The sequence below is a fragment of the Methanospirillum lacunae genome (assembly GCF_003173355.1).
Lineage (GTDB): Archaea > Halobacteriota > Methanomicrobia > Methanomicrobiales > Methanospirillaceae > Methanospirillum > Methanospirillum lacunae.
The window spans coordinates 54706-74000 of the sequence record NZ_QGMY01000002.1 but is presented as its reverse complement, the minus strand read 5'-3'; the positions used below and the strand labels follow the sequence as shown (position 1 = coordinate 74000).

General features: G+C 42.6%; 14 protein-coding genes. 3 read left to right on the top strand and 11 right to left on the bottom strand.

Going from position 1 to position 19295, the window contains the following annotated elements:
- Positions 1-175 precede the first annotated feature (175 nt).
- The 3 genes from DK846_RS00705 to DK846_RS00695 all read right to left on the bottom strand — a co-directional run bounded on the left by DK846_RS00705 (position 176) and on the right by DK846_RS00695 (position 2024).
- Positions 176-1060, bottom strand: a complete 885-nt coding sequence (locus DK846_RS00705) for a nucleoside deaminase (protein WP_219970597.1) — start codon at positions 1058-1060, stop codon at positions 176-178.
- Positions 1061-1327: 267 nt separating this feature from the next.
- Positions 1328-1453, bottom strand: a complete 126-nt coding sequence (locus DK846_RS18090) for a hypothetical protein (protein WP_281269800.1) — start codon at positions 1451-1453, stop codon at positions 1328-1330.
- 358 nt (positions 1454-1811) lie between these two features.
- Entirely contained in the window at positions 1812-2024 is a 213-nt protein-coding gene (locus DK846_RS00695) for a hypothetical protein (protein WP_109967005.1), read from the bottom strand.
- Between the two features lie 364 nt (positions 2025-2388).
- Between DK846_RS00695 and DK846_RS00690 the strand changes: the two genes are divergently transcribed.
- Positions 2389-2670, top strand: coding sequence for a hypothetical protein (locus DK846_RS00690; protein ID WP_109967004.1), 282 nt, complete (start codon positions 2389-2391; stop codon positions 2668-2670).
- Between the two features lie 612 nt (positions 2671-3282).
- Positions 3283-4986 carry a solute carrier family 23 protein gene (locus DK846_RS00685; protein WP_109967003.1) on the top strand — a complete coding sequence of 568 codons (1704 nt, stop codon included), beginning with the start codon at positions 3283-3285 and terminating at the stop codon, positions 4984-4986.
- A gap of 240 nt (positions 4987-5226) precedes the next feature.
- Here the strand turns inward: DK846_RS00685 and DK846_RS00675 are convergent, their stop codons facing one another.
- The 8 genes from DK846_RS00675 to DK846_RS00640 all read right to left on the bottom strand — a co-directional run bounded on the left by DK846_RS00675 (position 5227) and on the right by DK846_RS00640 (position 14765).
- A complete protein-coding gene (locus DK846_RS00675; protein WP_109967001.1) occupies positions 5227-5691 on the bottom strand; it encodes an Hsp20/alpha crystallin family protein in 465 nt (154 codons plus the stop codon).
- Positions 5692-5703: 12 nt separating this feature from the next.
- Positions 5704-6765, bottom strand: coding sequence for a molecular chaperone DnaJ (gene dnaJ, locus DK846_RS00670; RefSeq protein ID WP_109967000.1), 1062 nt, complete (start codon positions 6763-6765; stop codon positions 5704-5706).
- 17 nt (positions 6766-6782) lie between these two features.
- Complete coding sequence (gene dnaK / locus DK846_RS00665; protein ID WP_109966999.1) at positions 6783-8666, bottom strand: molecular chaperone DnaK; 1884 nt, start codon at positions 8664-8666, stop codon at positions 6783-6785.
- Positions 8638-9150 (bottom strand): nucleotide exchange factor GrpE, encoded by a 513-nt coding sequence (locus tag DK846_RS00660; RefSeq protein WP_109966998.1) that lies wholly within the window; start codon positions 9148-9150, stop codon positions 8638-8640. The genes dnaK and DK846_RS00660 overlap by 29 nt, the downstream gene beginning before the upstream one ends.
- A gap of 273 nt (positions 9151-9423) precedes the next feature.
- A complete protein-coding gene (locus DK846_RS00655; RefSeq protein ID WP_109966997.1) occupies positions 9424-9660 on the bottom strand; it encodes a hypothetical protein in 237 nt (78 codons plus the stop codon).
- 98 nt (positions 9661-9758) lie between these two features.
- Positions 9759-10043, bottom strand: a complete 285-nt coding sequence (locus DK846_RS00650) for an Hsp20/alpha crystallin family protein (RefSeq protein ID WP_109966996.1) — start codon at positions 10041-10043, stop codon at positions 9759-9761.
- A 552-nt stretch (positions 10044-10595) separates the two neighbouring features.
- Positions 10596-11945 (bottom strand): response regulator, encoded by a 1350-nt coding sequence (locus DK846_RS00645; RefSeq protein WP_109966995.1) that lies wholly within the window; start codon positions 11943-11945, stop codon positions 10596-10598.
- A gap of 6 nt (positions 11946-11951) precedes the next feature.
- Positions 11952-14765, bottom strand: a complete 2814-nt coding sequence (locus tag DK846_RS00640; RefSeq protein ID WP_109966994.1) for a PAS domain-containing sensor histidine kinase — start codon at positions 14763-14765, stop codon at positions 11952-11954.
- Between the two features lie 595 nt (positions 14766-15360).
- Here DK846_RS00640 and DK846_RS00630 point away from each other — a divergent pair.
- A complete protein-coding gene (locus DK846_RS00630) occupies positions 15361-18990 on the top strand; it encodes a chemotaxis protein CheB (RefSeq protein ID WP_109966992.1) in 3630 nt (1209 codons plus the stop codon).
- The last annotated feature ends 305 nt before the right edge of the window (positions 18991-19295 follow it).

Here is a 19295-nt window from a genome sequence, read left to right as displayed (position 1 = left end):
TTCCTCTGGAAATTCAAACCGGATTTTATTATCACTCGGTAATTGATTGATGGATGAAAAAATAGGTCTGTGACCCGGAGGTCATTATTTGATGGTTTCTTTGTGACTGTTCTTAACATTGTGCAGGTTGGTTCCCCCTACATCTACCAATACGGAGAGTACAAGGATCTGAACCTTAGTAGTCTATCTTCTGTACCCGTTTCCACTCGTTAAAAGCATCCAATGAATTCGCTGATGTTGCCTGACGAACCGTTCTTGTTCTGTCTTTATATGGTTTCTGAAGCTCCCCATATAGTGCCGCATCTCCAAAATTCACGCCTTCTACAGCCGCATCATAACGGGTTGCACCATAAACCACTGTCGACAGATTGGCCCAGAATATTGCGCCATAGCACATGGGACAGGGCTCAGCATTCACATAGAGCTCGCAATGTGACGTATTTCCTTTTTGTGGGAGTTTTGAAACTTCTTTCCTGATTGTTCCCAGTTCAAATACCCCGAGTTCTTGGCATGCCGCCTTTATTGTTGTTACTTCTGCATGAGCAGTTGGGTCATTCCATTCAGTGACATGATTGTGATTTCTCCAGTACCTGATAACTTCACCCGTTTCATCATCGATCTGTACAATAACTGCACCGAATGGTCCGCCATTATGCTGAACAGACAACAGTGCTTCTTCACCGGCCATTTTCTGCCACTGATTGTCCCCAACTTCAATTCCGGCATATGTCTCGTCCGGTTTTATATTTGATGTCTGCGCCGGGAAATACATGCACATATCTTTATCAATTAATGTACAGTTTGTAACATATCCGTCCCAGGGCTGTACATATCCAAAAGAAGGCTTTTTATCAAGTGGTTTTGGTATCCCTTCATACGGAGCATTAACTTCAATTGCCTTTAAATGGGTGTACTGTGTATCGTATGTATAACTGAAAGTTCCAGTCTCCTGCGAATTGTTAGGGGTATCAACGGCTAAAGTTAACGTAACGATAAAAAGCACCAATATGGCCATTAAGGCTACAACTCTGTATGGTTTATTCAGATTACAATATTTCATTAGTATCATCTTCATTTTTTCTGGTTTCAGAAGTAAGACAGAGAATCCGCTGATTGCTAATCAGTCTTAGAATCTTTCATCGTCAAGATCCTCACTGATTCACAACTTACGTAATAAGGAGAAATCTTGAACGAAGGTCATTCTAAATGATAAACGATAGAATCTTGCCTTAATATCAAATTGTGAAACAATTTTTGTAATCAAATGGAGAAAGGAAATTTAGCCGAAAAATAGACCTACATATTGTATTACACAGATATCTTGCCATTAGCCTGCAATACTTTTCCCATTCTTCCAGGTTGGTGAGATGCAACCTCTGATCAAAGGTACTGCTTCAGCGGTTGCTCGATCCCTGAACCCCCCCCCGGAGATTTTTATTTTTACCTTCATCATCCGGATATCCCTCTCTGAAAAATTGGATTTGATCTCTTCAGGTAGTTCCATTCCGATAAAAACAGGTATAAGCTGAAATTTAAAGATGTTTTGAAAATTATAGAGCATTTGAGCGAAAACGGGTAAATTTGAAGAGAAGGGGAGTTGATAGTTTAGAAAACATTAAGAGGGGTAAAATAGTCACGATTCAAGATCAGGGATAAAATTCATGCAATTCTAGAACGAAAATAACTGGTATCATCCAACATTGGTTATCGGGTTCAGATCCCCTCACTTCATATTTATTTCCAAGAAACGATTCTCCCGATCCCTACCTACATGATTTTAAAAGGGAAGGAACTAAATACCATATATTCTCCTACATCGTAGTTTCAAAATATTTCAAGGCTGCAGGAATGTGCTGTTTCACTTCTTCGAAGAAATACTTGACGATTTCCGGTTTAGAATCAGATATTGACCCATTTATTGTGCAAACAAGCCAATTTGGCAGTTCTGTATTCTTATCAAGAACATTCATGAGTACAACAATCGTTTCATCAACATCAACCTCAGTTTTCCATGTGTAAGGCATACCAAATCATCCTCCATCAGTCAGTGCAAATGTGTTCACATGCTACGATATGACAAACGGACACCATACAGATCTCCATGGAGGAACGGGTGTCTTCTAAACACCCTCCATCACCATGAAAGTAACTTTCCGGTCAAGCAAACCACTTGAAAAAATCCCTAATCAAGGATGCGATTCTGCTTTTGAGGCACAGGTGGGTAAACGCTCGAATGGCATATCGTTCTGATCTTATCGTGCTCAGTAATCACTCATAATCTATATCCTGAATTTCATTATTTGAAACAAAATTTGAAATAATTAGATACTTATTCCCTGACTCCGGGCTATTCAATTTGTATCTCATCCAGAGGGAGAGAAAGGAGTTATGATGACACCAGAGCAGAAACACAAAGCATATCCAAAAGATGCACCGCAACTTGCAGAATCAATCGATAGTCAGGACAAACAGAGGCATGATGAAGAAGAACACCATCATCCCATGGCTCATCCACTACCCCATCCCCCTCACCACCCACAGGATAAACCAGTTCTTCCTCCCAGGCATGATGCCCATTCGCATCTCCATGGAGATGATCTACCAGAACATACTAACCCTCCAAGTCCTATTAAACCTTCAAAGAAGATGACAAAAAAAGGGACCGAATAGTTTTCCCTTGTATGAAAAATATAGATATATTTTAGATTAATATTATTTCTTTTTGTTTTACAGTAGATTCTAACCCTGAATTAGGGAATTCGAGATCTAAACCGTCTCCGTTTTTTTGCATAATTCCAAAAGAGCTTAGTGAACCACTCAAACCGGAATGCACGCAGAATTATTACACGAGGACCAATCTGAATAGGTGAGAAATAATCCCATGTTGTTGCGAGCCAGATATTCTTTAAAAGGATTGAAATAATGGCGTAAAAATACTTAAGTTTTACACTTTTAGAGGATTTCTTAGGCTTTGAACGGTTTCTCATCCGGTATGACGATTCAATTGCGAATCGAGTATGAAATATTCTGAAAATCTTTCTAAATCCCCAATCAATCCCAAATACAACATATTCATAGTTAATCGCTTTGTTCCTCCTTCTTTTGCCTTTCAAAAAAGTAGTAACAATAGTTAATTTGAAAGTGATTGGGCACTTTCAATCCTGCTAACTCTTATTGCAAATCTTTAGTAACACTCACTTTTCCTGCAAACCGAGTTAGACCCTTTTGTTTCCTCTGATGAAATATAATTAGATAAATAGTTGAAGTAGGAATATAAAAAGTATGCAGCCTTCGAACCTTGAATACGCCGCAGATGATAAACCACCATTTCCTACGATGTTCCTGCTTGGGCTGCAACATTTGGGCATCGTGGCCACTGCATTTATATTTCCCATCATTGTCGCAAGAACTGCAAATCTTGAGACCGGTGCTGCAGCCTTTTTTGTCTCAATGTCCATGCTCTCAAATGGTATTGCGTGCATATTTCAGGCAATAAAACACCCGGAGTTTGGATCAGGCTTCCTCATCCCCCGCGTAAATGGCCCTAATTTTGTTTCTGCTTCCGTATTGGCCCTTCAGGGCGGAGGTCTTTCACTCCTTTGTGGGATGACTGCTTTCTCCGGTATACTACAGGCTCTCCTCTCCCGGATAGTCCATAAACTTCGTGTCCTCTTCCCGGTAGAAGTGACTGGCATTGTGATCATGATGCTTGGAGTTACTGTGATTCCCTATGCATTACCCAATTTTTTTGGAATGAGTGATGTGAACTCAACTCCTAATCCTCTAGCAACACTTATCGCAATAATAACCCTCCTGGTTACGGTCAGTGTGACCGTCTGGGGGAAAGGTAGCCTGAAGCTCTTTCCAGTTATCGTTGGAATGGCGGTGGGGTATGCCTTATGTATCAGTCTCGGTATTGCCGGCAATGATCCATTAGGCAAAATTGCATCTTCACCATTGGTTGCGTTACCCAATATCTCATATTTTGGACTTTCCTTTAAAACTGAGCTCATAATTCCATTTACCATTGCTGCTCTTGTTACGTTTGTAAAAAGTATCGGTGAATTTTCTATCTGTCAACGAATCAATAATCCGGAATGGAAACGGCCGGATATGATGAATATCAGGTCCGGTCTCTTTGCAGATGGCATTGCATCATGTATCGGAGGTCTTTTAGGGGGAATGGGGCAGACGGGTTCTTCTTCGAATATCGGACTCTCGATAGCCACCCGCTCGACTAGCAGGTACATCGGATTTGTTACCGGTGGAATTCTCATCGCACTCGCCTTTATTCCTATTCTTGCCACGGTTTTCCTTATTATGCCGGGTCCCGTCATAGGTGGAACGATAATTTATGTAGCCGGATTTATTATCGTCGGAGGTATCCAGACGATTACTTCACGGATGCTTGATTCACGGAAAATATTATTGATAGGAATTTCATTTATTTTTGGAATCAGCGTTTATCTTATCCCAAATGCCTATTCAGGTGTTCCAATTATCATAAAACCGATATTTGATTCAGCTCTCTCACTTGCAACGATTATTGCAATAATTCTCAATCTACTGCTGAGAATCGGGATCAGGGAAAAAGTCATGATTTCCATTGATCCTGATGGCAATATTTATAATCAGATCTTCACCCTTATGGAGAGACAAGGTGAAGCCTGGGCTGCGAGAAAAGAGGTAATCATTCGGATGTCTACCGCGTTGACCGAGGGGGCTGAACTGATTGTATATCACCTGCTATCTTCCGGTCCGGTAAAAATATCAGTCTCATTTGATGAATATAATTTAGATGCCCAGATATCCTATGCCGGGGAACTCCTCCCCTTACCTGAAAAACCACCAGGTGAAGACGAGATCCTTAATGATCCCTCTATGATGACCGGGCTTGGAGGATTTCTTATCCGAAAACATGCTGATAACGTTAGTTCATCATCATCCGATGGGCAGTCAATACTGAAAATCCATATGGATCATTAAACCGGAAGTAAAGAGGGATTTAAGTATGTATCTTTCACAAAATTCAGATCATGCAATCCGGTCACTATAATATATACAGGATGCCACCATATGGATGAAAAAGGGGCAAAAAAGATTCGCCAAATATGCAACCATCCTGAATCATATTCAATTCGAAGAAGATGGGCAGTTTGTAGGGTGTTAATATTTACCATACCGTAAAAGAGTGGGTCTTTTAGTTATCCTCTGAAGTATCTGATGCTACCGTTCCGGATTTGCATCGCATTTTTTGAGGTGTACTTTCAGAACGCCATTCTTCAATGAAGTATATATTCCGTCTCTGGAGACTGGCACAGAAAGAGGAATAATCTGTGAGATATACCCAAAACTGTGTTCACACATGGTATATTCAATTTTATCCTCTTTTTTCCACTCTCTGCGTACACAGGAGATTTTCAAGGCCATTGGATGGATCAGGTCTATCGTGATGTCTCGTTTGAGATCACCGGGAATCATTTGAGCACTTACTACAATCTCATCTTTAAACTCTACAAGTTGAATCTGGAGATTATCCTGCACACCCGGAAGTAACTTCCTTGATAGGACATCTGAAGAAGGAAGTAAGAGAATCGGGCTGTTCTCCTGGATCTGCTGAAAGAGTGAATCCATATAATTTCTCATCACCTCAAGTTCTTCGTAAACCTGCTGGAAATACAATCGTTTCATCTTGTTCACCCCCTATTTTTCTCCTGCAAAGGCTTCCAGTATAAGACTTTCCTGTCTGGGGGTCAGATTTTGCGGGATGGTTACAATGATTTTTACCATAAGATCTCCCCGTTTAGTACCGTTTAGGTAGGGCATGCCCTGTCCCTTGAGTCGAAAGAGTGTGTTACTCTGGGTCCCCCTAGGAATTTTCAGGGACGCCATGCCGGTAATCGTACGCACGGAGATCTCTCCTCCAAGTATAGCCGTTTTCACTCCGATAATGGCTTTACTATACAGATCTGTTCCCTGTCTCTCAAATGAGGGGTCAGGTTTTACATGGACAACTGCATACAGATCTCCCGGTGGTCCCTGGTTCTCTCCTGGTTCTCCTTCACCGGCAATTCGCAAAAATTGCTTGTCCTTAACACCACGGGGAATAGAAACCTCAAGTTTTCTGGTTTTTTGAAGTACCCCTCTTCCCTGGCAGGTTTTACAGGGCTTCTCAATGATCGTCCCAATCCCACCGCATACCGGGCACTGTGCAATATTCATCACCTGCTGATGGCCTCTCTTCTGCACTGTCCGAATCTCCCCGGTCCCGTGGCAGGAAGTACAGGTTCTGGAAAAACCGGGTTCTGCTCCGGTCCCGTGACAGGAGGTGCAGGAGATCTGGTGAGGAACTGTTACGGTATTTTTTGTCCCGTAAAAAGCGTCAGTAAGGGAGATTTCTATATCATACCTGAGATCAGCACCTGCCCTGCTTCGGGCTCTGGTAGTACCGGTGGAAACCGCATCAAATATATCTCCCAGCCCGAAATCCCTGAATAGATCTTCATAACTGGGAGTTTTAGCCTGCGTATACTCACCAGGTTTGAAGTCTGCATGTCCTACCTGATCGTACTGGGTTTTCTTCTGTGGATCGCTCAGAACCTGGTACGCTTCATTGATCTCCTTGAATTTTTCTTCGGCTTCTCTACTCCCCTGATTGAGATCGGGATGATATTTTCTGGCAAGATGCCGGAATGCTTTCTTCAAATCGTCCTGTGACGCATCTTTTTTCACGCCCAGGATCTCATAGAAGTCCTTCTTTGCCATAATGTATGTGGAATGGCTTATTCCTCATCCTTAACCTTGAAATCTGCATCTACCACCTTCTCTTCACCAGATGAACTTGTTCCCGTACCTGATGGATCGCATCCAGGTGAGGAACACTGCTCACCCCCCTGCTGCTGAGCATACTTCTGGGCGGTCTTCTGGTACACAGCAGATCCAGCTTCACCCAGAACTTTCTGGAGTTTTTCAGTCTCCGTCCTGATTCGGGAAGCATCCTTTCCTTCTAAAGTTGTTTTCAACGCCACAATGGCAGCATTTATAGTTTCAACAATTTCTGGGCCCAGTTTGTCAGCAAGATCTGTTTTTGTTTTTTCTGCTGTGTAAAGCAACGAATCTGCAGAGTTGCGGGCCTCGACCTCTTCTTTGCGTTTCCTATCATCCTCCTCAAACTGCTTTGCTTCATTGACCATCTTCTTCACATCAGTATCAGGAAGTTTTGTTGAAGCCGTGATGGTCATCTTCTGCTCTTTGCCGGTCCCGAGATCTTTTGCTGACACATTCAGGATACCTGATGCATCGATATCAAAGGTCACTTCAATCTGAGGTACTCCACGGGGAGCTGGGGGAATACCTACCAGATTAAACTGGCCCAGACTGACATTGTCACTTGCCATGGGACGTTCTCCCTGGAGAACGTGAACCGTGACCGAAGTCTGGTAATCGGCTGCAGTTGAGAAAATTTCACTTTTTTTCGTAGGGATAGTGGTGTTTCTCTCGATCAATCCGGTTCTGACCCCTCCCATTGTCTCGATACCAAGGGTGAGCGGAGTCACATCGAGCAGCACCATATCGGTGATCTCGCCACCTAATATTGCACCCTGGATAGCTGCTCCGATAGCCACACACTCCATCGGGTCAATTCCTCGCTCGACCTTTTTACCGATATGATCCTCGATAAACTTCTGAACAACCGGCATTCGGGTGGGTCCGCCAACAAGGATTACTTTCTGGATATCCTCCTTGGTCAGACTGGCATCAGTGAGTGCCTGTTCAAAAGGATGAATGCAGCGCTTGATGATCGGTTCAACCAGTTGTTCAAGTTTAGACCTGCTCAGTTTCATCGAGAGGTGCTTGGGTCCTGCCTGGGTAGCTGAAACGTAGGGCAGATTGATCTCAGTCTCGATAACATTTGATAACTCAATCTTTGCCTTCTCTGCTGCTTCCTTTACCCGGGTTATCGCCATCTTGTCATTCCTGATGTCGATTCCCTCAAGTTTTTGAAACTCGGCTGCAATCCACTCATAGACTGCATTGTCCATGTCAGTACCTCCGAGTTGGGTATCTCCAGAGGTTGCCAGAACCGTGAACGTTCCTCCTCCAAACTCCATGATGGTGACATCAAGCGTACCACCCCCAAGATCAAATACGAGGATTTTGTATTCTCCGCTCCGATCAAGACCATATGCCATTGAAGCAGCAGTAGGCTCATTCACCAGTCTGACCACATCAAGTCCTGCAATCTTTCCTGCATCTTTCGTTGCGGTTCGCTGGTTGTCATTGAAATATGCAGGTACGGTGATCACAGCCTTGGTTATCGGTTCCCCGAGAAATGCTTCTGCATCCCGTTTTATCTTTTGCAGAAGAAATGCAGAGATCTGCTGAGGCGTGTATTCCTTTCCCGATATTTTGTAGATATAATCGGTGCCCATCTTTCGTTTTGCACCAGTCACAGTGTCTTCGGGATTACTCACTGCCTGTCTCCGTGCAGGTTCTCCAACAAGAAGATGTCCTTCAGCAGTAAACGCGATATAGGAGGGAAACATCTTCCCAGCTACCGTGGCTCCTTCAGCTGAAGGAATGATGGTTGGTTTTCCACCAAGTATGACCGCCGCTTCGCTGTTGGATGTTCCCAGGTCAATCCCAATAATCTTCTCTTTTGCCATAATTATCACCTACATTCTCTGCAATCTGTTCTGCAATCTTTACTTTAGATGGCCTGATGACCTTTGATTTCAACTGGTATCCGGTGCTGAAATCTTTAAGAATCGTATCTGATTCCTGCTGACACTTCTCCTTGCTGATTACCTCGTGAAAATGGGGGTCAAATTTTTTACCTACGCACTCAATTGGTTGAAGCCCATACTCACCCAGGATTTTCATCATTTTTTTCCGGATCATGAGGAGCCCTTCCCGATTCTCCTCCTTCTCAAGAGAGGGGATAGCCTGGTCAAAATCATCCAGTATCACCAGAAGATCTTTGATCAGACTCTCATTCGCCAGGGCGATGACTGATGCCTTTTCTTTTTCAGACCATTTGCGATAGTTCTCAAAATCGGCCTGAAGGTACTTCAGCTGATTGAGCCGGTCTTCAGCAAGTTTGACATGCCTCTCGAGATCCTTTGTTATCTGCTCCAGATCTTCTACCATTGTTCCCCTTTTTCCAGTCTTCGTCTATTGCATCATGATGCCTGAGATCAGTACTTTCCGGGCAGCCCAATGAAATGGTAAATACCCTCTGATTTTCCCTTATTCTAGCATGAAAGTGTAATTTACGATAATATATCCTTTAGACAGACCTGAAATCCATTCATCAGATTTGACCCAAACCATACCGGTATTCAGGTGGATGATGTATCAAACAGAATTTTTGATAAATCGACCGCTGTCTCACGTGTTCCTGCTCGTGCTATCCATGGATCATTAGTTACCAGGGGGAAATTTCCAGTACATCCGAATATATTCGTTGTACAGATGATCCAGAGACTCAAGACTGGTATTTCCGACAACTGCGTCAGCCGCACCAAAGTTTAAATATCCGGATGCATGGTTTTTGTGGAAATTTCTTTTCACATCGAGATACTTTCCCCAGATAAGGCCGATATCATCGCCTATCTGGTACCTTTCCCGCTTACCTGTACTGCTGGAAATTACCCTCACCCGGCGGAATATGGAATGATGATTTGTATAGAATTGTTGGCAGAAATCAAATTTTGAAACAAAATCTGTAATAGATTTTCAGGTTAGAAGAGGGCTCGTTACGGCTGATTATGTGATGGATTTGGAAGTGTTTTTTCTAGAATTATCTCTAGAACCCCATCAGAAAATCGCTTTTTCAAAAGCCGTACATCGCAGGGGATGACAATTTTTTTCTGAAACTGAACTCTGGTACCTGATGCTGTTATGGTAATCAGCGATTCATTATTCTCAAGATCAATCCTGATCTTTTCTTCATCTATATCTGGCAGAATCGTAAGAATCCGAAGAAATATCTCCTCATCTATGAGTGTTGTGAAAGGCTCGGTTATGGTGTCTGGCTTCATATGTTCCAAATTTCCTGGTTTTTTGTATCAGCATCAAATACTCGGACCATACTGAGCTTTTAAAACTCACATCAGTTCAGTTCTGGTAGGTTTACTGCCAATAAAAAAACAAACAGGAGGAGAACTACCCAATTGAAAATGGTATGCAACCCATTACCCGGAGAAATTGCAATGCAGTACTCAATGTTGACCTGAACATGGTACGTACCTCTGGATATCGTGTCGTAGATATCCGGAGTACTTCGAAAGAAGAACCGCAGATATTGTTGGTTGAGATCTTTCTAATGCATCTTGAGTATGACAATATGTAGGATTGATATGTTTGCTTTCACCTGGTCAGATGAGTTCATGTATTTCTTCAATGGTGTAGGTTCTCCTCTTGTAGGTATCCTTGTACCCATTTACTTCCACTATATGAAACGAGATAAACCTGACTACATAATACAAATCTTGTTTCATTTTTTGATTTAGCCATGGCAAAAAAGAGCAGGATTAATTCTGATAGTATATGGGGTGAGTATTTTCGATAAATCCGGTAAGAATGGATGCTCGTCACATCCTGGAATCTGTGTCATTGGTGGGTAATCCCCTTCCTCCACCCAGAATATGCTCAAATACTTTTTTGAAGTCGTTAAGTTTCTGATTGATGTGAATTTTTCCCTTATCAGTTGGACAATATAATTTTGATTTTCCCGAAATCCGTATCTCAAGATATCCATTCTCAAGCAGGTCATGAAGGAGGGTGTATACCCGGGCCTGAGGGATTAAAACCTGATACCGGCTATGAATCTCATGAACAATATCATATCCTGAAACAGGTTTATCCAGAAGAGAAAGGACTACAGGCTCAAGTAATTTTTTTACAACATCATCGATGGTAGACTGGGGAACAACCGAAAGTGAATCGACCGGATAGGTGTGATGGGCAAATGAAAGGGTAGTCTCCTTGCCGGTAGAGACAATGATTCTGGAGATCCCCTCTGCGAGGACTTTTATCAGGGTATGATCCATTTTTCCGATATTAAGGGCGATCATCCCTGATATGAGGGTCCCACTCTTCTTTTTATCAATGAGCAGATTTTTGATAGCAATAATCTCATCGAACTCTTCTGTCTCTGAAAAATCAATAAGAATCTGGAGTGAATCTTTTGTGCCTTCATAGAGAAGCGAGTCGGTACATTTTTCCAGAATAGACAGGAGTGTGTAGAGTTCGTTGATTTTTATCCGGTGGATGTAGAGTTCGTGTTTTGAGATCTCTTTAGGGAAGTATTTCTGGAGTGTAGAATGAGAATAGGCAAACAGATTACGTCCACCTTTCTTTATCCCTTCCTCTATTGCAAATTTAAAGATGGGATCTTTCTCAGCCTGATCCGTATACAGAAAGAGCATGATATCAGTGAAGATATCTTCAAGTAACACAGTTTTTATTTCAGGTCGATCCAGATAGGTCACGTCTCCATCAATCTGGTCAGCATCAGGCGATGAAGGAATTTTCCGGTGAATTGATCTGACTGATCTCTCTTCTTCCTGCTCTGCTGATCTGCGAAATAATGCTACTTCAATAGCAGCTTTTATCTCCAGTTCGTTGAAGGGTTTGACGATATACCCGTAGGGCCGTACACTCTTCGCTTTTGCGATGATGGCATCATCTGCATATGCAGTGATAAAAACAACAGGGATATGTAATTCAGTGGTGATGATCTTTGCCGCATCAATGCCATTCATCTTTCCAGGCATCACGATATCCATAAGAATAAGATCTGGTCCCAATCGTCTCGCTTTCTCGATGCTCTCTTCACCAGAGGCAGCCATCCCTGCCACCTCATATCCCATTGCACTGAGGCGCTCTTCAAGTTGCATGGTGATGATCGCTTCATCATCAACAATGAGAATTTTAGACATGGGTACTTATTCCTTTACGAGATATGGGAATTCTACCAGAATCTGAGTTCCCTGAACACTTGTAATAATCAGAGAACCTTTGAGTTGATGCTGAACCAGAGTCCTGATTAGCTTCACCCCAAGACTGTTTGAACGACTGAGATCTTCTGAATCTGGTATCCCAATTCCATTGTCACGTATCGAAATCCTGATACATCCATCCTTCTCTTCCACTGCTATCTCAATTGTTCCCTTCTCTCTTCCGAGAAATGCATGTTTATACGCATTCGAGAGAATCTCATTTACAACCAGGGCACAGGGAAGTGCCAGATCCACCGGAAGAAAAATTTCATTTGGTTGAATTTCGCAGGTGATCTCATGCCCTTCTTTGGAATATATATTAGATAATGCTTTTGACTGGTCCCTGATCTGATCCGTGATATTGATCTTGCCAAACTGCTTACTTTCATAGAGCCTCGTATGGATCTGAGCCATGGTCTGAATCTTGAGCATCATATCAGTCAGAATACTGTAGATTGATTTATCTTCTGTCCGCATCCGGGTCATATCCAGCAGTCCTGATATCAGCTGAAGATTATTCTTGACACGGTGATGGATCTCCCGAAGAAGAACTTCTTTCTCCTGTAATGAGGCTACCAGTCTTCTTTCTGCACGTTTTCGATCGGTAATATCACGAAAACTCCAGACCCTTCCAACTACGACGTCGCCGATAATTTGGGGTTTTGAATAACGTTCAAAGATCTTCCCGTCGATAAATTCAATCATATCAAAACTTTCACGGGTTGGATGTGAATGGAAATTGGTAATGGTGTCTGCAAATTTTTCTGGTGTTTTAATTTGTGGAAGTATTACATCCAGGACTGTATGAGCTTCTCCGGACTCCAGGATTCTCCGGGGAATATTCCACATGGAAGCAAAATTCTGATTATAACTCGAGATTTTACCCTCTTGATCGATTACAAAGATGCCATCTGCGGTTGATTCAAGTGATGCATGCAGGAGAGAAAGAGTTTTTTTCAGGGTGGTATCTGCTTGTATCCGTTGCCTGATCTCTTCATTTAAAGTCTCATTCAACTTCTCGTATTCAAAAGCCCGGAGTCTGAATTCAGATTCAATTTTTTTCCGGTCAGTAATATCCTGTCCCTGGGCGATTGTTGAAACGATAGTCTTTCCATCAGATCCAAAAATACATGATGAATTCCAGAGTACTGTTCTGATATCACCATTTTCATGGAGAATGGGAAGCTCGACACTTTCCCATCGTTCTCCTTCTTTTGTTCTTTTGATGAGATCCATAACAGAAGCAAGGTATCGTTCATGAAACAGAATCTCCAGTTTTTCTCCGATAACATCATGAGCAGTTCTCCCGGTTAACTGTTCAAATGCATGGTTGAATAGCGTTATTCTGTATTTCGGGTCCCAGACAATAATCGGAGCGTTGGCGTAAGTAATGAGATTATCAAGATAATCCTTTGTCTCCCTCAACTCTTCATCCATCAATACCTGGTTAGTGACATCATACGCAACTTCTCCTGCACCAATGATCATTCCCTGGGTATCCCTGATTGGAGTGTACAGAACATGATAGATTCTGCGGTTCTTGCCTTTTTCCCCAAATTCCACCTCCATATTTACATTTTCACCCTGAAGCACTCGCCTCCATTCCTGCACCGTATGTCCCTGCGGATCCCCCTCAAATAAGTCAATCATACTGGATCCTAACAACAGATCTTTCCCGGTCCGTCGTTTCATCTCCTCTTTATACGCCTGATTGAAAAAGATATAGCGAAAATTCATGTCCTGTGCGGCGATGAGTACATCAGTTCCTTTTGTTACTGCTTCCAGTATCTCCTGAGTCTGCTGGAGATTCTCTTCGCTGTGCCTTAACGCATCTTCAATCTGTTTTTGCTCAGTGAGATCAAGGGTCGCGGTCCCAATACCGGTGATGCATCCTTTATCATCATGGATGGGTTGCAGATTGAGTTCAAGAAATTTTCGTTTCCCCTGAATGGTCATCCACATTTTTTCATGGAATTCCTCCCCTGTCTCAAGAACCCTGCGTTTGAGGTCTATCAGATGGTGTGCATCTTCCTGAGTGAAAAGATCAGTATCCTTCTTTCCTTTGATCTCTTCATTCTGCATGATCTGCTGATTATATCCCCACTGAAAAACAAGGTCCGTATCCTGGATAGCAACCGATACATGGGCATTTTGTATCGCAAGCCTGAAGCGATCCTGACTTTCCTTTAACTCGTCTTCTGTCTTTTTCAGATCAGAAATATCACTGATCACTACCCGGATCGATTGATTATGAGGAGTGTGAGTGAGATTTATGCTCTCCATTCTGGCAGGGAAGACAGTTCCATCACTTCGCCTGAGCATGCAGGTAATGGTGAGTTTCGTATCTGTTCGCAGCAGATTCACCAGATAATGATCCCAGATCTCTCTCTCTTGTGGATCTATCCAGGATCTAAACCGAGAATGAATCAGTTTTCTCCGGTCAACACGGAGAAGTGTTGCAGCAGTAAGGTTAGCCTCATATACTATTGCCGTATGTGTGAGCGTAATATATCCAACCGGAGCGAAATCATAGAGATCAAGGTACTTATCACGGGACTCCTCTATAGTTAGATGTGCCTGCCTGAGGTCCTCAGCCTGTATCTCTAATTCAACCTGATGCACCTGCAGATCATAAAGCAGTTCTTCTGATGTCTTTCCAGGTGCCGATTTTAGAATCTTTGGAAAATTGTTGATCTTTTCGATAGCATTATCCTGAAGTGAACCTCTATCATGCCCCTCATTGGGATCTCCTGTTTTCATCGTATCTTTCCTGGTATGCTTTCTTCTTGAGTCATGAGAGGAGATTCAGTGCTTGAATGATACGGTACTGAATGGTTCCGCACGAGTTGACTGATATGGATATCTCGAATTATTGAGTCCTGATCTGGTTCTGGCGCCTCATGCAGTACTCAACACGGATCAATCATAAAGTATTATCTCAACAGGGATTTTTATTGAAGCAATTAAAAAATCAGCCCACTCCCTGTTGAGGATTTGTATCGCTATTCAAATGGTACAACGCAAATATCCAGATAGAACCTATTTCTTTTCTTTCTCCTACTCCTTAAAAACCTACTTCCAGGTTACAAATTTTGAAACGATTATCATGATGAGTACCGGTGATGGATTAGACCTGCTGAACAGGTACAATCTGAATATCTCCATTCTGGTTAGAAAAATATTAATTATATTGAATAGTCAATTTGATCATCTCATTATCCTTATTGATACATTCTTCAGCATCAGAGCCTACACAACAGATATATGGCATACCGTCAAATAGCCACAATAATTTTATGGAGGCTTCGGTTCGCATCCCATACCAATCACATGAGATCTGATTCCCAGAAAAACGATGCCAAAAAAAACCAACCCAGATCGGTCTGTTGATACAGGTGTTGTAGCAGCATCAATCCCCGAGATTCAGACATTTCCAATCGTTGGAATCGGTGCATCAGCCGGAGGTCTGGAAGCTTTCGAGCAATTTCTTCGTCTCGTTCCAATTGACAGCGGCGCCGCTTTTGTCCTCATTCCCCATCTTGATCCTGATCACGAGAGTATGCTTGCTGATATTCTCGGACGGGTCACAAAAATGCCGGTTATTGAAGCCGAAGACCAGATGCTGATTCAGCCGGATCATGTGTATATCATCCCGCCGAACCGGATGATGACCATTCACCATGCCATGATTCACCTCAGTATGCCTGACACAGTTCAGGGTCAGCGTATGAAAATTGATCTGTTTTTCAGATCCCTGGCTGAAGAACTGGGGGATAAAGCAATTGGTATCGTTCTCTCCGGTACCGGAACAGATGGGACCCTTGGCCTTCGGGCAATTCAGGGAGGGGGCGGGCTAACCTTTGTTCAGGACCCAAATGAGGCCAGATATAATGGCATGCCCTCCAGTGCCATAGATAGTGGGTATGCAACCTACATCCTTCCGGTGGCACGGATGCCTGCCCAGCTTATCTCTGGTATTTTAAATCTATTTGGTGCAATACCAGCATCTCATCCAGCTATTGATGAAGCAACCGAATCTAACAACAAGGGCGCCATTAGCAGGATTTTGAGAATCATCAGAACACGGACCGGACACGATTTTTCTCAATACAAAAAGAGTACAATAACCCGCAGGATCGCAAGACGCATCTCTGTTCTTGCCATTGAGGATATTTTGGGTTATGCCAGGTACGTGGAAGAACATCCGGATGAGGTAAAGATACTCTTTCGTGAAATACTCATCAATGTCACCAGTTTCTTTCGGGACCCGGAAGCGTTCGAATTTTTAAAGACGAAAGTTCTTCCTGATCTAATCAGAAATAAGAATGAATATGAGTCATTAAGGGTCTGGGTTCCCGGTTGTGCAACCGGTGAAGAAGCCTACTCACTTGCTATCATCATCAGGGAAGTACTCGAGGATCTGGAGAAAGATTGTAAAGTTCAGATCTATAGCACAGATATTGCTGAAGATGTAATAGCCGTCGCACGAAAAGGGTTCTATCCCCCAAATATTACCGCAGATATTTCACCTGAACGCCTGAAGAAGTATTTTATCAGACAGGAAACCGGATTTCAGGTAAACAAGGAGATCAGGGAGATGGTGATTTATGCCACTCAGGATCTTATCAAAGACCCACCATTCACAAAACTTGATCTTCTCAGTTGCCGTAATCTTCTCATTTACCTTGAATCAGAACTCCAGTCCAGGCTCATCCCCGCATTTCATTATGCACTAAAACCCGGGGGAATTCTTTTTCTTTCATCATCTGAAAGTATCGGAGGATTTCCAGACCTTTTCAAACAAATTAATCGAAAATGGAGAATCTATGAGGCTTCAGGAATAAAAAACGCAGGCCAGATATTAATGGAAACTCCTTTCGCCTCAAGAGACGAACATCCTCCCATACCACATTATGAGATCCATTCCGGACGTCCTGATGCGTCGATGATTGAACAGACAAAGAGAGAATTACTCCTTGCATATGCCCCTCCATCCGTAGTTACCGATGATATTGGCACAATTCTGTACGTCCACGGAGATACCGGTAAATTTCTTCGCCCTGCCCAGGGTCAGGCGACACTCTCTGTTATTGAGATGGCACGTGAAGGATTGCAACTGGATCTCAGAACTGCAATATTTACCGCAAAAGCGCAGCAGACAATCGTCACGTATAAAAATCTGCAGGTCCGGACCAATGATGGGTATGAAGCAGTCAATCTTGAAGTCAGACCGATCACCCGTTCAGGTGCCTTGCATGGTAATCTAATCATCAGTTTCCATCTGGCAGAGGTGTCACAGGAAGACCTCATTCAGAAACAAAAATCAGATGCCAATCAGATAAACCCTGAACGGGTAACTGAACTTGAACAGGAGTTGCTGTATACAAAAGAGAATCTACAGGCTACAATAGAGGAGATGCAGGCCGCGAACGAAGAACTCAAATCAACCAACGAGGAACTGCAATCAACGAATGAAGAACTTCAGTCCACCAATGAAGAGTTAGAAACATCAAAAGAAGAGATACAGTCGGTTAATGAAGAGATAATGTCCGTGAATGCCGAGTTGCAGGAGAAGATCATACAACTCGATGGAATTCAGAGCGACATGAAGAATCTCCTGAGCAGTACTGGTATCGGCACAATCTTTCTGGATGTCAACCTGGCAATACGGTGGTTTACCCCGGAAACCGCCATTCTCTACAGACTCGTCAGTTCTGATGTTGGAAGACCGCTTTCAGACATCAAATCTCTCATTCTAAACGATAATCTGCTTGAAGAAGCAGCGGTGGTTCTTGATTCGCTCGTACCAAAGGAAAAAGAGATACAGACAACAGATAACCGATGGTTCCTGGTCAGGATACTCCCATACCGGACACTCAAAAATGTTATCGACGGAGTCGTTCTCTCCTTTATCGATATAAATAACAGAAAGAGAGCAGAAGAAGAGGCAGTCAGGTCCCGGGAATATGCTGAAAATATTATAGATACCATACGTGAACCTCTTCTGGTACTAGATAATGATTTAACCGTGATATCAGTAAGTCAATCATACTACCAGATGTTTCTGACATCACCAGTGGAAACAGAGGGGAAAAATCTCATCGAGATAGGGAACAGTCAGTGGAGTATTCCTCACCTCATTGCCCTTCTGCACACAATTGTCCCTGAAAAAACCTCATTTGAAGATGTTACGGTAAATGTAAATATTCCGGGTATTGGAGAGAAAACCCTCATTCTAAACGCCAGATGCATTTGGAACAAAAAAGGTGGTCAGAATCTTATCCTTCTTGCAATGGAAGATGTTTCTGAGTTAAAAAGAACAAAGGAAGCCTTTCATGAGGCTAATAATAAACTTAAGCTTCTTTCCAGCCTTACCAGGCATGATATCATCAATCAGATCTCTGTAATACTCTCAACTTTTGATCTGATAGATGCGGAATCCATACCTGAAAGCTTTAAAAAATGGGTACAGATCTCTATCGATGCATGTCAAAAAATGGAGGCTAGCATTGGTTTTACCAAAGAGTATGAAAGTTTTGGCACTATCTCTAGTGGATGGCAGTCAGTTTCTCCATTAATAGATTCGGCAGTATCAGAGATCAACCCTGAAGGTGTCTCCATTGAGAACCAGATTCCAAAGAATATTGAGATATATGCCGAACCAATTCTACGCAAAGTATTCTCCACCCTCATGGAGAATGCAGTCCGCCATGGGAAGAATCTTACGAGGATACAATTTTCTGCCATGGAACAGGAAGGGAGATACCTCATCATCTGTGAGGATGACGGGGGAGGAATCCCTGAAGATCAGAAAGCCTTCATATTTAACCATGGATATGGGACTCATACAGGAATAGGTCTTTTTCTAGGCAGGGAGATTTTATCAATTACCGGGCTTTCCATAACAGAATGCGGAGTGCAAGGAACAGGGGCGAGATTTGAGATCACAATTCCTTCAGGTAAATTCAGAAATCATGAGACATAAAAGAAACGTTTTCTCAATGTTTTATGTTCTTACTTATCAAACCCCTTGGGGCTGTTGCAGGAACATTTTTTGTAAGAATTAGGGGCAAATTCGGGATATGAGGCCTCATATTCAAAACCTTAACATATCCAATTGTATCAAAAAGATTGAGCTCCGAACAACCGATGTAAATTACCATTTTATAAATTTTAGGATTTATAACCTAATTTACAATAGAATATGCGTGGGGATATCAGTATGGCAACACCCAGCTACTTGCTAATTGATTGGAAATTAAAGGATAATAATCCAGGATTTTCCTACAG